The organism is Streptomyces sp. NPDC096339 (assembly GCF_044762985.1).
Classification (GTDB): Bacteria; Actinomycetota; Actinomycetes; order Streptomycetales; family Streptomycetaceae; genus Streptomyces.
In genome coordinates, this window is the sequence record NZ_JBIWFI010000043.1 from 1 (window position 1) to 13,926 (window position 13,926).

Consider the following 13,926-nt stretch of genomic DNA (forward strand, 5'->3'; position numbering starts at 1 on the left):
TATTCCTATTTGTAAATTTTCTATAACTCAAATTCGCTCTCTCGGCCGTTACCAGATTGTGTTTTTGCCCCCCAGCCCCGGGCGGGGGGGCGGGGGGGGCGCGAACGCTTCGCGCCCCGCCGGCTCCTTACCGTGCCCGCGACGAAGGAAAGGCTGCACACCCATGACCCGGGTGCTGGTGGTGGAGGACGATCCCCAGCTCGTCCGCGCGCTCAAGATCAATCTCCAGGCGCGCAAGTTCGAGGTCGCCGAGGCCGGCGACGGCAGCTCGGCCCTCAGACTCGCGGCCGCGCACAAACCGGACGTCATCGTCCTGGACCTCGGGCTGCCCGACATGGACGGCATCGAGGTCATCAAGGGAGTCCGCGGCTGGAGCCTGGTACCCATTCTGGTCCTGTCGGCCCGGCACACCTCGGAGGACAAGATCCGGGCCCTGGACGCCGGGGCCGACGACTACGTGACGAAGCCGTTCAGCATGGACGAGCTCCTGGCCCGCCTGCGGGCCGCAACGAGAAGGCGGGAGGCGCCTGCGACCGGCCGGCCCGACAAGGTCACCCTGGTCGTGACGGACGAGTTCACCGTGGACCTCCTGGCGAAGAAGGCGCACCGCGGGGAGCGCGCCGTGCGGCTGACCCCGACCGAATGGCATCTGCTGGAGATCCTGCTCACCAACCCTGGCCGCCTGATCACACAGAGTCGGCTCCTGTTGGAGGTCTGGGGTCCCACCTACGGGGAGAACACCAACTACCTGCGGGTCTACATGGCCCAACTGCGGCGCAAACTGGAAGCGGACCCGTCACACCCCCGCTATCTGATCACCGAACCGGGGATGGGATACCGCTTCGAACCCTGATCATCCACCCGGTCACCAGCAGAGAAGAAGAGTCGAACACATGGGACGCGGCAAGCTCCGCATCTACCTCGGTGCAGCGCCGGGCGTCGGCAAGACGTACGCCATGCTCTCCGAGGCGCACCGCCGGATCGAGCGGGGCACCGACTGCGTCGTCGGCTTCGTCGAACACCACAACCGTCCGCGTACGGAGGTGATGCTGCACGGCCTCGAACTCGTGGAGCGGCGCGAGATCGAGTACCGGGGCTCCACCTTCACCGAGATGGACGTGGACGCGATCCTCGCCCGGCGTCCCGCGGTCGCCCTCGTCGACGAACTCGCGCACACCAACGTGCCGGGCTCGCGCAACGCCAAGCGGTGGCAGGACGTCGAGGAGCTCCTGCAGGCCGGCATCGACGTCGTCTCGACCGTCAACATCCAGCACCTCGAATCCCTGGGCGATGTCGTCGAGACGATCACCGGGGTCCGCCAGCGCGAGACCGTCCCCGACGAAGTCGCGCGCCGGGCCGACCAGATAGAGCTGGTCGACATGTCTCCGCAGGCGCTGCGCCGCCGGATGGCCCACGGCAACGTCTACAAGCCGGACAAGGTCGACGCGGCGCTGTCGAACTACTTCCGGCCGGGCAACCTCACCGCCCTTCGTGAGTTGGCGCTGCTGTGGGTGGCCGACCGGGTGGACGAGTACCTCCAGGAGTACCGGGGCGAGCACAACATCCGCTCCACCTGGCAGGCCCGCGAGCGCATCGTCGTGGGCCTGACCGGCGGCCCGGAGGGCCGCACCCTGATCCGGCGCGCGGCCCGGCTCGCCGAGAAGGGCGCGGGCGGCGAGGTCCTCGCCGTCTACATCGCCGCCAGCGACGGCCTCACCTCCGCCTCCCCCAAGGAACTCGCCGTCCAGCGGACCCTGGTCGAGGACCTCGGCGGCACCTTCCACCACGTCATAGGCGACAACATCTCGGACGCCCTGCTGGAGTTCGCCCGCGGGTGCAACGCCACGCAGATCGTCCTCGGTGTCAGCCGCCGCCGGTCCTGGCAGTACGCCTTCAGCCCGGGCGTCAGCGCCACCGTGGCCCGCGAGTCCGGGCCCGACCTCGACGTCCACATCGTCACCCACGACGAGGCCGCCAAGGGGCGCGGCCTGCCCGTCGCGCGGGGCACCCGGCTTGGGCGTTCCCGGATCATCTGGGGGTGGCTGGCCGGCATCGTCGGCCCCGCTCTGCTCACCGTGCTGTTGAGTCAGCTCGTGCCCGAACTCGGGCTCGCCAACGACATGCTGCTCTTCCTCACCTGCACGGTGGCGGCGGCTCTGCTCGGCGGTCTGCTCCCCGCCCTGGCCTCGGCGGCCTTCGGCTCGCTGCTGCTGAACTACTACTTCACCCCGCCGCTGCACGAGTTCACCATCTCCGACCCCAAGAACATCGTGGCCATCGCGATCTTCGTGGGGGTGGCCGTGTCCGTGGCGTCCGTGGTCGACCTCGCCGCCCGGCGCACGCACCAGGCAGCGCGGCTGCGTGCCGAATCCGAGATCCTCTCCTTCCTCGCCAGCAGCGTCCTGCGCGGCGAGAACTCCCTCGACGCCCTCCTGGAACGCCTGCGCGAGACCTTCGCCATGCAGTCCGTCGTCCTGCTCGAACGCACCAGCGAAGTCGCCCCCTGGACCACGGCCGCGTCCGTCGGCACGTACCCCGTGACCCGCCCCGAGGACGCCGACGTCGACCTGCCCATGGGCGAGAACCTGGCGCTCGCGCTGACCGGCAGGGTGCTCCCGGCCGAAGACCGGCGCGTACTGGGCGCGTTCGCGGCCCAGGCGGCCGTCGTACTCGACCGCCAGCGCCTCGTCGACGAAGCCGAGAAGTCGCGCGAACTCGCCGAGGCCAACCGCATCCGTACCGCCCTGCTCGCCGCCGTCAGCCACGACCTGCGCACCCCGCTCGCCGGCATCAAGGCCTCCGTCTCCTCCCTGCGCTCCGACGACGTCGAATGGTCGGAGGAGGACAAGGCCGAACTGCTCGAAGGCATCGAGGACGGCGCCGACCGCCTCGCCGCCCTGATCGGCAACCTCCTCGACATGTCCCGCCTCAACACCGGCACCGTCGTCCCGCTCATGCGCGAGACCGACCTCGACGAGGTCGTGCCGATGGCCCTGGGCGGCGTACCGGAGGACAGCGTCGAACTCGACATCCCCGAGACGCTCCCCATGATCGCCGTCGACCGGGGCCTGCTGGAGCGTGCCGTCGCCAACATCGTCGAGAACGCGGTCAAGTACAGCCCCGACGGACAGCCCGTCCTGGTCTCGGCCAGCGCCCTGCGCGACCGCGTCGAGCTCCGCGTCGTCGACCGCGGCCCCGGAGTCCCCGACGAGGCCAAGGAACGGATCTTCGAGCCCTTCCAGCGCCACGGCGATGCCCCGCGCGGTGCGGGAGTGGGTCTCGGGCTCGCCGTGGCCCGGGGCTTCACGGAGGCCATAGGCGGCACCCTCACCGCGGAGGACACACCGGGCGGCGGCCTCACCATGGTCATCACCCTGCCGATGGCGGGCGGTAGTCCACCGGTCTCCGCGGAGCTGCCGACTTCCGCCGTCACCTGACATCTCACGGGCTTCGGCCCGGAACCACATGAGCCGTCCGGCCCCGGTAACCCACACCGGAGAGCCGGACGGCTCGTGTGTTGTGCGACGCCTGACCCGGCACGCGCTCGCCATCGGTCCGAACCCCCCACGAGCCGGACCTTGCCTACCTCCGGCCGGTGTTCAGGTCACCGCCTTCGGCCGCGCGCCGCGGGACCGTCTTCCCGTACCGCCGCCACACCAGTCTCACGCCGAACCGAGGCCCCGGCAGCACTCCTTGACGGGTTCCTTCCACTCGGAAGCCGATCTTTGACGCGGCCCTGATGTGCGACATCAGAAGGCCGTCAAGGAGTGCGGAAGGACTTGCCTGCGCCTCCCCCCATGCGATGGGATCGTCCTCATGAACAGCGGTCCGCGCTACGACGATCGGCCACCCCATCGGGTGCGGCCGACGGCGCCCGCTGTCCGCCCGGCCATCTGACCTCGGCCGCGCGTCACTCCCGTACGGTGCGCCGGCGTCCTGACGGACCTCGGCCGCGGATCCGTACGCGTCCTCACCCTCACCACCTTCACCGCATGGCCTGAGCCCACACCCCAGCCCTTCCGCCGGGGTCCCGGGCATGTCGGCCATGCCCGTATCCGGGAATCAGACATGCCTTCGTCCCTGTCCGGACGTACCGTTCTCGTCACCGGCGCCACCTCTGGCATCGGCTACGAGACCTCCCGCCGGCTCGCCGAACGCGGCGCCGCAGTCCTCGTCCACGGCCGTACCGCCGAAGAGGCGCAGGCCGCCGTCGACCGGCTCATCGCGACCGCCGGTGTCAATACCGCGTCGGTACGGCCGCTCGCCGCCGACTTCGCCCGGCTGGAAGAGGTCGAGAACCTGGCCCACGCGGTCGTCCGCGAGTACCCGCGTCTCGACGTGCTCGTCAACAATGCGGCCATCGCCGCCCCCGAGCGCCACACCCTCACCGTGGACGGCAACGAGATCGCCTTCCAGGTCAACTTCCTCGCCCACTACCTCCTGACGAACCTCCTGGAGCCGGCCCTCACCACCGAGCCGGGCGGCCGCGTCGTCAACGTGTCCTCCTCCCTCCACCGCACCGGCGCGATCCAGTGGAGCGACCCGAACCGGGAGCGCCGCTACTCACGGCTCGCCGCCTACGCGCAGTCGCAGCTCGCCCTGACCGTCTTCGCGTCCGACCCGCGCGTGACGGCCGTCTCCATCCATCCCGGCATCTGCGACACCGGCCTGCTCCCGCTCTACGGACACGAGGGCGCGTCCGCCGCCGAGGGCGCCGGCCACGTCGTGCGGCTCTGCGACCCGGCCACCGAGATCGTCAACGGCGCCTACTACGACCGCTCCGAGCGCGTCGCCCCGGCCCCGGCCGCCACCGAGGACCGCACCGTCAAGCGCCTCAACAAGCTCGCCGACCTCCTCGTCGGCCAGACCGCCTGAAGGGAACCACCACCGCCATGTCCAAGCGCGCACGCAAGAAGAGGGCCCGCCGCAAGAAGGGCGCCAACCACGGCCGCAAGCCCGGCCAGTAGCCCTCCGCACACCCGACGGGGCGGCCTTCCTGGAAGGGCCGCCCCGCCTCCATGCGCACCACTTCTCGGAGTCCCGTGCACCCGTATTGGCCCCTCTGGGGGAAAACCTCGCCGTCTGCGGGCTGTTACGGTTTGGCGCAGCCGAACTTGGCCGCGGCCGCCTTGGTGAAGGCGGTGAACAGCTCTTGGGGAGCGGGTGCGCCGGCGCCGAGGGATTCGGTGTACGAGAAGCCGGTCTGCATGGCGAAGTACGTGGGCGTGCCCGAACAATCGGAGAGCGTGTGGGTGGCGTCGAAGCCCTGCCCCGTGAACCCCTTCGACTTGCGTATTCCTGAGATGACGGCGGGGTCCTGGGTCGCGGAGAAGGTGGCGTAAGTCTGTTTCGCACCCTCGCCGGTCGCCGTTCGGCAGCTCCAGGTGGCACCTGAGTCCTGGACGGTTTCCCTCAGTACGGCAGGGAGTGTGAAGCCGGGCATGCCGCACACGCTGCCCGCGGCGGCCAGGCGCTGCTCCGCCGCCGGGGCGATGCGGTCGGGGGCCGACAGCGGCGCGGGCGGGGTACAGCCCGCCCGGGCGCTGATCCGGTTCGCGGTGCTGGTCAGCAAGCGGACCAACTTCTCGGAGTCCGCGGTCTCCGCAGCGTTTCCCCACACCAGACCCGCCTCGTTGACCGTACAGGCCGCCGGGAGCTGGACCCAGGCACGGCCGGAGGCAACGCCGCCGCCCGGGAAGAACGACACCGTCGAGGCGTCGGGCCGGCCGCCGCCCGTGAAGGCGAAGTCACCGCGTTCACTCGTTCCCCGGACGAAGAGCACCTGCGTGTCGGAGCCCGGCTGCGCCGCGGCGCTGCGCTCGATGACACAGTCGAACCGGGTCCTGCCGTCGTCCGCGCTGCTCAGCGCACCTGGACGGCTGGTGATTCGGCCCGTGCCGGTGAGTACGGCTTCAGCGTCATGGGCCGACACCACACCCCCGCAGAGGGTGGAGGCGCCGAACGTGTTCGTGTTCAGCCACAGATGCAGACCGCCCAGTACGGCCACGGCGGTAACGGCAGCGGCGAGCGCCCTGCGTGGGAACTTGGCGGCCCGCCGCGGTGGTGTGGTCATCATGTTCTACTCCCCGCCGAGCTTCGACTGACCGATCGGCCGGAACTGGTCACCCTGCGGGACCACCTGTGCCGTTCAACCGCATGTCCACCCGCTGATCGGCGGCGCGTGCGCGTAACGCGCCCCACTCACTGTCGAACTCCCCCGGCATGCCCCGTCCTCCCCCTTGACCTTCTTGTGATCATAGGCATGGCAACTGCACATGCGTCGAGCAAACGAGGGCACCACGTTCCACGCGCCGCCGCCACCCGGATCACCCTGCCCCATGTCCGCAAGGCCGTCCGCTCCCACGGACACCGTCCGGACGCCCTCCCCGGCTGAACACCGGTGAGTGCCGCGCCCGCGGCAACGGCAGCGGGGTGAGGCTCGGCACGCGCCACGCGGCCTTCCCTCACGCGTCGAAGCGGTAGCCCATGCCGGGGACGGTGATCAGATGGCGTGGCTGGGACGGGTCCGGTTCCAGCTTCCGCCTGAGGTGCGCCATGTACACCCGCAGGTAGTTGGTCTGCGTCCGGTACGAGGAGCCCCACACCTCCCGCAGCAATTGCGGTTGCCCGACGAGCCGGCCGCGGTTGCGGATCAGGACCTCCAGCAGGTTCCACTCCGTCGGCGTGAGCCGGATGTTCTCACCACCCCGTCTGGCCTTCTTCGCGAGGAGGTCGATGGTGAACCCCTCCGTCTGGACCGGCGTGTCCCCCTGAGCGGTCTCAGGCTGTCCCAGGGTCCGACGGGTGACGGCTCCGAGCCGGGCCAGCAGTTCGTTCATGCTGAAGGGCTTGGTGATGTAGTCGTCGGCGCCGGCGTCCAGGGCCCGGACCTTCTCGCCGGAGTCGTGGCGGGCCGAGACGACCAGGATGGGGACCTGCGATCGACTGCGCAGTTGCCTGATCACGTCCACGCCGTCCATGTCGGGCAGCCCGAGGTCGAGCAGGACCACGTCCGGACGGTGGTCCGCGGCGGCCCGCAGGGCGGTGACGCCGTCGGGCGCGGAATCCACTTCGTACGTGCGCGCCTTGAGACTGATGACCACCGACCGCACCAGCTGCGGTTCGTCGTCCACCACCAGCACCCGGGTCATCGGCATGCCGCCTTCCTGTCCGTCGTGGGCGAGCCGCCCCGTGATGCGTACCGGCACCGGTCCGACCCCCCGCGGTCCGGACCGGGCGGGGCCTCGGCGGGCGGTGATCGTCACGCTCCCCCGACCTCGCATCGACGGGAAACGGCCCGCTTCCCCCTGCCCGCCATTCTGCGATCGCCCCGGGCCGCCGGTTGACCACCTTGACGCCTCTCTGACGGCGCCCGGCTCCTTCTTGACGCACCGCTGACGGCCTCAGCCCCCCAGGTCGAGCCAGGCCTGGAGGCTGCGCCGCAAGCGGTCGGCCACTACGTCGGGGACGGCTTCGATGTCCGAACGCCGACCAGACTTCCCGGCACACCGCCTTCACCCTGGCGATGGAGCGGGCGTCAATACACCGTCAAAGTCCCGGCCGAGTGGCGTCAGGAGTGCGTAAGGGCCGTTTCGGTTCATGTACTCGATGTTGTTCGCTGGTGAGGTCGAGTGCGCATCAAGGAGTCGGGGTCCGTTGAGCACGGAGAATGTCGTAGGCATCGTCATCGCGGTCTGCATCGTGGGGTATCTGGTTCTGGCGTTGTTGTTCCCCAAGAAGTTCTGACATGACGGCCAAGGACGAGACGATCCCGGTGACCGTGCCGGGGCAGCCTGTCGCCCATCAAGATCCCGTAGCCGACACATCAGCAAGACGTCAGGGTCCGGTTCCGAGGTCTCTTCTCGCTCTAACGTCGCCCTCATGGAACGACGTTTCACTCATGACACCCACTGGGTCGGTGAGCGGCGCTCGGCGATCGGTGTCGCGTTCCTCCTGTTCACGGCCCTGTTCAGTATGGACGCGGGCCTCGGCGAGCTCGACGTGCCGCGCGGCCTCATCTGGACCGGCCTGGCCGGCCTGCTCTTCGTGATCCTGCTGCCACCCCGGGTCTCGGTCGGGCCCGGCAGGCTCAGCACCCGCGGTCTGCTCGCACAGGGCAGCGTCCGTACCGACGCCCTCGTCTCGGTCCGGTGGTACGACGGCGTGGCGCAGCGGATGGTGCTCCGGGACATCGAGGGCAGCCGGGTCGAGATCGACCCGACCGTCCTGGTCCGGAACCCCGCGATGTGGCACCGGCTCGACGTGGACGCCCGCACCTCGATCCAGCGCGGCACCCTGCTGAGCGACCCGACCGTCCTGCGCGAGCTGTCGGAGCGCATCGACCGCGAGACGGCCCAGACGGTTTTCAAGGTCTCCGGCCTGGAATGACCCCCTCCGCCGGTCACTGACCACACCGCCGCCGGCCGGAGCGCCGAGCACAGCCGTGTGGACCCCCTGCGCCGGGCCCTGGCGGGCGAGATCACCCCCTGTGGCGTCTCGGACCGGCCCGAGCTCCGCTTTTCAAGCCCGCAGAAGACAGGGCTGATGCGTCGACACCCCCACTACTCAGTGGTACCGTATAGTGGTACTCGGTACTACGCAGTACCTCTGAAAGCAGGGAGGGCTCGCGATGGACGACCTGACAGAGATGTTGAAGGGCACGCTCGAAGGGTGCGTGCTCGAAATCATCGGCAGCGAGGAAACCTACGGATACGCCATCACTCGCCGGCTGAACGAGCTGGGCTTCGTCGACGTCGTCGAGGGGACGGTGTACACCATCTTGCTGCGACTGGAGAGGAACAAGCTCGTCCAGGTGACGAAACGACCGTCCGGGGTCGGCCCGCCGCGCAAGTTCTACGCGCTCAACGACGCCGGACGCGAGGAACTCGCGAAGTTCTGGACGAAGTGGCAGTACGTCTCATCACGCATCGACAGGCTCAGGGAGGGCCAGGGATGAACTTCTGGGAGACCATCACGGGCAGCGATCTCACCAGGGAATGGAGAGCGTTCGAAGCCCGGGCCGAGGCCCTGCCGGGCGACTACCGGGCGGCGTGGGAACAGATCAAGGGCCACCTCCTCCCCCACGGGGACTTCACCGGCCGCAACCTGATGCCGATCCTCGACGCCGCCCTGGGACTGCTCGAGGAAACAGCCGCTGACGGGCAGAGCGTTCAGGAGGTCCTCGGCGACGACGTCCGCGGCTTCTGCACGGCTCTGGCCGGCGGAGAAGGGGCTCGAACCTACCGCGACCGGTGGCGCGAGCAGTTGAACAGGAACGTCGCCAGGAAACTGAACCGACTGGGAGGCTGACGTGAGCATCCAGGACATCATCGAGGGCAAGAAGCAGTGGCGGGCACACAAGGCCCGGGTCAAGGCGCTGCCTCCGGACTACCAGATCGTCTACAAGGAGATGCAGAAGTACCTGTTCAAGGTCGGACCGATCGATCTGCATGACGGGCCACTGCTCCCCGGGATCGTCGACTTCTTCGAGGAAGGCGTCGCCTCGGGCAAGGGGGTCTTGGAGCTCATCGGGTCGGACGTCGCCGCGTTCTGCGACGACCTGATCAAGGACTCGCGCACCTACGCGGACGCCTATCAGGAGTCCATCAGCAGGGAATCCGGCACGGCCGCGAAGTAGCAGCAACCTCCCCCACACCAGTGCGTGCAGTGGCCCGCGCGCGCCCTTCGTTCGCCTCGGCGCAGTGCGAACGGGCGCGGGCGGGCCACCGGAAGCCGTGACACATCCTGTCCACCGAAGCGGTCGAGCAGGCCGGCGCCGCCTGCCCCAGTCCCGCCCATGCACCCGGCGAGCAGGTCCCCTGCGGCGGACCGCTCGACACCATTCCCCGAAGCGACACGACTGACGTGCGCTACGGACCGTCACTCGATCCGGGTTCCGAAATCTTCCATCCGCTGCATCTCCAGCCTCCGAGAGGAAGCCGCCATGCGCTCATCTGTCATGCACACATCCAGTCGTGGTGACGGTCTTCCGTCACCGGCCGCCGTCTTGGCCGTCGGGCTGCGCAAGTCGTACGGCGACAAGCTCGTCCTCGACGGCATCGATCTGCACATCCCGGCCGGGTCCGTGTTCGCGCTGCTCGGCCCGAACGGCGCCGGCAAGACCACCGCCGTCAAGATCCTGTCCACGCTCATCACCGCCGACGCAGGTGACCTGCACGTCGGCGGACACAGCCTGGCCACCGACCCGCAGGCGGTGCGCGCCGCGATCGGTGTCACCGGACAGTTCTCCGCCGTCGACGGCCTGATCACCGGCGAGGAGAACATGCTCCTCATGGCCGACCTGCACCACCTGTCCAAGCGCGAAGGACGCCGGATCACCGCCGAGTTGCTGGAACGGTTCGACCTGGTCGAGGCCTCGAAGAAGCCCGCCTCCACCTACTCCGGCGGCATGAAGCGCCGCCTGGACATCGCGATGACGCTGGTCGGCAGCCCGCGGATCATCTTCCTCGACGAGCCGACCACCGGCCTCGACCCGCGCTCCCGCCACAACATGTGGGACATCATCCGCGGCCTGGTCTCCGACGGCGTGACCGTCTTCCTCACCACCCAGTACCTGGAGGAAGCCGACGAACTCGCCGACCGCATCGCCGTGTTGAACGACGGGAAGATCGCCGCCGAAGGCACCGCCGAAGAACTCAAGCGGCTCGTCCCGGGCGGGCACGTCCGGCTCCGCTTCACCGACCCGGCCGCATACCAGTCCGCCGCCGACGCCCTGCGCGAGGTCACCCGGGACGACGAGGCACTGTCTCTGTCCATCCCCAGCGACGGCAGTCAGCGCGAACTGCGCTCCATTCTCGACTGGCTCGACTCGGCGGGCATCGAGGCGGACGAACTGACCGTCCACACCCCCGACCTCGACGACGTGTTCTTCGCGCTGACCGGCCCCGCCAACGTCCCCAACCAGCCCAAGGAGACCTCCCGATGAGCTCCCTCGCCCTCGCCGTGCGCGACTCGAACACGATGCTGCGCCGCAACCTCCTGCACGCCTGGCGCTACCCGTCCGGCACGCTGAACCTGCTGCTCACGCCGATCATGATGCTGCTGCTCTTCGTCTACATCTTCGGCGACGTGATGAGCGCAGGCATCGGTGGCGGCGGCGCGGACCGCTCCGCCTACATCGCCTACATCGTCCCCGGCCTGCTGCTGATGACCGTCGGCAGCACCGTGATCGGCGCCGCGGTGTCCGTCTGCACGGACATGACCGAGGGGCTCACCGCCCGCTTCCGCACGATGGCGATCTACCGAGGCTCTCTGCTCGTCGGACATGTCGTCGGCGGTGTGGTGCAGTGCGTGATGAGCGTGGTCCTCGTCGCCGCCGTCGGGGTGGCCATGGGCTTCCGGTCCACGGACGCCACGGCACTGGAGTGGATCGCGGCGTTCGGGCTGGTCACGCTGTTCGCCCTGGCCCTCACCTGGATCGCGGTCGGCATGGGCGCGGCCAGTCCGAACCCCGAGGCGGCCGGCAACATGGCCATGCCGCTGATCCTCCTGCCGCTCATCTCCAGCGCCTTCATCCCGGCCGAAACGATGCCGGGCTGGTTCCGGCCGATCGCCGAGTACCAGCCCTTCACCCCCGCCATCGAGACCCTCCGCGGCCTCCTCCTCGGCACCGAAATCGGCAACAACGGCTGGATCACGATCGCCTGGTGCGTCGGCCTGATCGCACTCGGCTACCGCTGGTCGACGACACAGTTCAACCGCGACCCGAAGTAGCCATGACGACGGCCATGGGGTACAGGCCGTTCCTCAGCGGAACTCCGCCAGTCGGCGTCCACCGCCTGTCAGCCGACGCGTGTCCGGCGACAGCGCGGCTGTTTCACCCGCGCCGCCGACGGCACGGTCACCGGCGTCGACCAGGGCAGGCGCCGCTTCACCCAAGCCACGGGGGCCCCGGGCGGGCCCCGACTCAGGAACCAGCCGTCTCGGCGATCAGAGCCACCGCCTCGTCGAGACGGCCGACCTCCTGCGGACTCAGCGTCGGATTGGCGGCCCGCCGCATCCTGGCCTCCTCAAGGTGCGTCTCTTCGATACCGCCGAGATGCCGCAGCAGCGAGGCCAGCACGGCGCGGGCGACAACGGCGACGGCAGGCATGGTGAGGGCGGCCTGGGCCAGGATCAGCGCGGCCATCGCCGAGTCCAGGCCGGGCGGACCCTCCGCCGCCGTGGCCCAGTCGATCACCATCGGTCCTTGCGGTGTCAGTACGACGTTCTCGGGATGGAAGTCCAGGTGCAGGACCCGGTGCCCAGGGTCGGCGGAAAGGCGCGCCGGGATCGCATGCAGACGCCGCAGCAGCTCCGCCAGCATCTCGCCGGACCCTTCGGCCGTGATCGCACCGCTGATCAGGGCCTCCACCATGGTCATTCCGGACAGCCGCTCCATCACCAGCTCACCTGGGGCCATCCCCGGCCAGACGGCGGGAACTGGAAACCCGCGCTCCGCCAGGTATGCCATCACGGCGACCTCACCTGTGGCGTCATCACCGCCCCGATAACGACGCAGCACCCTGCCGTCGTCCAGCGCGAACACATCCGCCGTCCGTCCGGCCCCCACCAACTCGCCGATCTTCATGCCGAAGAACCTAGCTCGACCGGACCGGGTGGTGCCAGGCAGCCTCCGGCAGGATGCCAGAGCGCACGGGATCGGCGTGTGCGGCCGAGTCGCATGATGTCGGGGTAGAGCATCCGGGCGTACTCCGAACCCGCCACGATGGCGAAGGAGACACGCAGGTGAACAGGGCGCTTCCCCGGCGCGACCGTATGCGGCGGCCGGTCTTCGTGGCGCGATCCGGTGTTCACGAGATCCATCCAACTGACCTGCGGCCGAGCGCTCAAGGGCTCTGACGACCCCTTGATGAGGCCTTGACGAGAACCTGCTTCTGATTCCCGAGCACCACCTCGCATACCGCTTGAGGTATGTATACCATTGGCGGTATGGTCAGGGAGTCAGAGGATGACGAGCTCAAAGAGCGGGATCTCGCGTATCAGATCGCTCAGGCCGTGCATGACCGCCGGACGAGCCTTGGATGGTCGCAACGCCGGCTGGCGGAGACCGCCGGGATGAGGCAGCCGCACGTCTCGCGATTGGAAGCGGCGAAGAGTCTTCCGAGTCTGGATGTACTGCGCAGGGTCGCGGAGGCGATGGGGGCCGACCTCGTGGTGTCTCTCGTGCCCCGCGACACGGACCGCATCGCCGGGGATTCGACATCCCGGAGAACGGACAAGGTGATGTGATCATGGTCGGATGGCGTCGACGAGCCTTGGGAATGCGGCATCGCCACTACGGCGACTTTCTGCAGGTGTTCACCGCCGCCGTGGTGATCTGCTCTCTCGCGGTGACCTCCACGTACACCCTCTTCGGGTTGGCTGCCGGCCTGTTCGGCATCGTGTTCATGAGCATCTCGATGCTCATGCAGGTCCGACACTGGAGCGGGCCGCTCTGCGAGGAATGCATCAAGGCGATGCCCCTCAACCCGGCGGAGTCCGCTCAGAGTCAGCGCCTCTCGAAGTGGGCGTTGCGGGCGTTCCACAGCATCCACGCGACGAACCTGCGCCACCTCGCGGCCACCGCCGCGGTCTGCCTCTGGGTGCTGGGCTGCGCCCCCATGTACGTACTGCTCGGGATCGACGGCGCGGAGGCCTTCGCGGACGTGTGCCTCAGTCTGGGGCTCGTCTTCAACCTGGCCACCGTATGGATGCTCCGGACGCACAACCGCCTCGCACCGTGGTGTCCGTACTGCGACGACGACGAGGACCACGACTCGTCGGTGCCCGACCCCACGGGTGGACGCGATGAGCCCGTCCCGGCCTGAGGTCGCGGTCGGTGGTCGCGTGGTGAGCGTGATCGCGGCCCAGGTGACGTGCGGAGAGCACCTTGGCTCTTCACACGTCACCGCCCTGCCTCATGCC

General features: G+C 68.9%; 16 protein-coding genes. 13 read left to right on the forward strand and 3 right to left on the reverse strand.

Going from position 1 to position 13,926, the window contains the following annotated elements:
* Positions 1-163 precede the first annotated feature (163 nt).
* From ACIQ5Y_RS34870 to ACIQ5Y_RS34885, 4 genes are all read left to right on the forward strand, one after another.
* Positions 164-853 (forward strand): response regulator, encoded by a 690-nt coding sequence (locus tag ACIQ5Y_RS34870; protein ID WP_403889854.1) that lies wholly within the window; start codon positions 164-166, stop codon positions 851-853.
* A 40-nt stretch (positions 854-893) separates the two neighbouring features.
* Positions 894-3,437 carry an ATP-binding protein gene (locus ACIQ5Y_RS34875; RefSeq protein WP_403889857.1) on the forward strand — a complete coding sequence of 848 codons (2,544 nt, stop codon included), beginning with the start codon at positions 894-896 and terminating at the stop codon, positions 3,435-3,437.
* Positions 3,438-4,068: 631 nt separating this feature from the next.
* Complete coding sequence (locus tag ACIQ5Y_RS34880) at positions 4,069-4,875, forward strand: SDR family NAD(P)-dependent oxidoreductase (protein WP_403889860.1); 807 nt, start codon at positions 4,069-4,071, stop codon at positions 4,873-4,875.
* A 17-nt stretch (positions 4,876-4,892) separates the two neighbouring features.
* Complete coding sequence (locus ACIQ5Y_RS34885; RefSeq protein WP_393830707.1) at positions 4,893-4,967, forward strand: 50S ribosomal protein bL37; 75 nt, start codon at positions 4,893-4,895, stop codon at positions 4,965-4,967.
* 125 nt (positions 4,968-5,092) lie between these two features.
* Here ACIQ5Y_RS34885 and ACIQ5Y_RS34890 read toward each other — a convergent pair whose 3' ends face one another.
* Together ACIQ5Y_RS34890 and ACIQ5Y_RS34895 are read right to left on the reverse strand one after the other, a co-directional pair.
* The gene (locus ACIQ5Y_RS34890; RefSeq protein WP_403889863.1) at positions 5,093-6,076 is read right to left on the reverse strand and encodes a hypothetical protein; all 984 of its coding nucleotides are present in this window, start codon (positions 6,074-6,076) and stop codon (positions 5,093-5,095) included.
* Positions 6,077-6,464: 388 nt separating this feature from the next.
* Positions 6,465-7,151 carry a response regulator transcription factor gene (locus ACIQ5Y_RS34895; RefSeq protein WP_403890048.1) on the reverse strand — a complete coding sequence of 229 codons (687 nt, stop codon included), beginning with the start codon at positions 7,149-7,151 and terminating at the stop codon, positions 6,465-6,467.
* A 505-nt stretch (positions 7,152-7,656) separates the two neighbouring features.
* Between ACIQ5Y_RS34895 and ACIQ5Y_RS34900 the strand changes: the two genes are divergently transcribed.
* The 7 genes from ACIQ5Y_RS34900 to ACIQ5Y_RS34930 all read left to right on the forward strand — a co-directional run bounded on the left by ACIQ5Y_RS34900 (position 7,657) and on the right by ACIQ5Y_RS34930 (position 11,733).
* Positions 7,657-7,746, forward strand: a complete 90-nt coding sequence (locus tag ACIQ5Y_RS34900; RefSeq protein ID WP_403889866.1) for a potassium-transporting ATPase subunit F — start codon at positions 7,657-7,659, stop codon at positions 7,744-7,746.
* A 135-nt stretch (positions 7,747-7,881) separates the two neighbouring features.
* The gene (locus ACIQ5Y_RS34905; RefSeq protein ID WP_403889869.1) at positions 7,882-8,388 is read left to right on the forward strand and encodes a hypothetical protein; all 507 of its coding nucleotides are present in this window, start codon (positions 7,882-7,884) and stop codon (positions 8,386-8,388) included.
* 241 nt (positions 8,389-8,629) lie between these two features.
* The gene (locus ACIQ5Y_RS34910; protein WP_403889872.1) at positions 8,630-8,956 is read left to right on the forward strand and encodes a PadR family transcriptional regulator; all 327 of its coding nucleotides are present in this window, start codon (positions 8,630-8,632) and stop codon (positions 8,954-8,956) included.
* Positions 8,953-9,309, forward strand: coding sequence for a DUF1048 domain-containing protein (locus ACIQ5Y_RS34915; protein WP_403889875.1), 357 nt, complete (start codon positions 8,953-8,955; stop codon positions 9,307-9,309). The genes ACIQ5Y_RS34910 and ACIQ5Y_RS34915 overlap by 4 nt, the downstream gene beginning before the upstream one ends.
* Position 9,310: 1 nt before the next feature.
* Positions 9,311-9,637, forward strand: coding sequence for a DUF1048 domain-containing protein (locus ACIQ5Y_RS34920; RefSeq protein WP_403889878.1), 327 nt, complete (start codon positions 9,311-9,313; stop codon positions 9,635-9,637).
* Positions 9,638-9,943: 306 nt separating this feature from the next.
* On the forward strand, positions 9,944-10,945 hold the full coding sequence (locus tag ACIQ5Y_RS34925) for an ATP-binding cassette domain-containing protein (protein ID WP_403889880.1): 1,002 nt from the start codon (positions 9,944-9,946) through the stop codon (positions 10,943-10,945).
* Positions 10,942-11,733: an ABC transporter permease gene (locus ACIQ5Y_RS34930; protein WP_403889883.1), complete on the forward strand. Its 792-nt coding sequence runs from the start codon at positions 10,942-10,944 to the stop codon at positions 11,731-11,733. The genes ACIQ5Y_RS34925 and ACIQ5Y_RS34930 overlap by 4 nt, the downstream gene beginning before the upstream one ends.
* A 193-nt stretch (positions 11,734-11,926) precedes the next feature.
* On the opposite strand, the gene ACIQ5Y_RS34935 is transcribed toward ACIQ5Y_RS34930, so the two are convergent.
* A complete protein-coding gene (locus ACIQ5Y_RS34935) occupies positions 11,927-12,589 on the reverse strand; it encodes a phosphotransferase (protein WP_403889886.1) in 663 nt (220 codons plus the stop codon).
* Positions 12,590-12,951: 362 nt separating this feature from the next.
* Here ACIQ5Y_RS34935 and ACIQ5Y_RS34940 point away from each other — a divergent pair, with 362 nt between their 5' ends.
* Positions 12,952-13,251, forward strand: coding sequence for a helix-turn-helix domain-containing protein (locus ACIQ5Y_RS34940; RefSeq protein ID WP_403889889.1), 300 nt, complete (start codon positions 12,952-12,954; stop codon positions 13,249-13,251).
* Between the two features lie 32 nt (positions 13,252-13,283).
* Positions 13,284-13,829, forward strand: a complete 546-nt coding sequence (locus ACIQ5Y_RS34945) for a hypothetical protein (protein WP_403889892.1) — start codon at positions 13,284-13,286, stop codon at positions 13,827-13,829.
* Positions 13,830-13,926 lie beyond the last annotated feature (97 nt).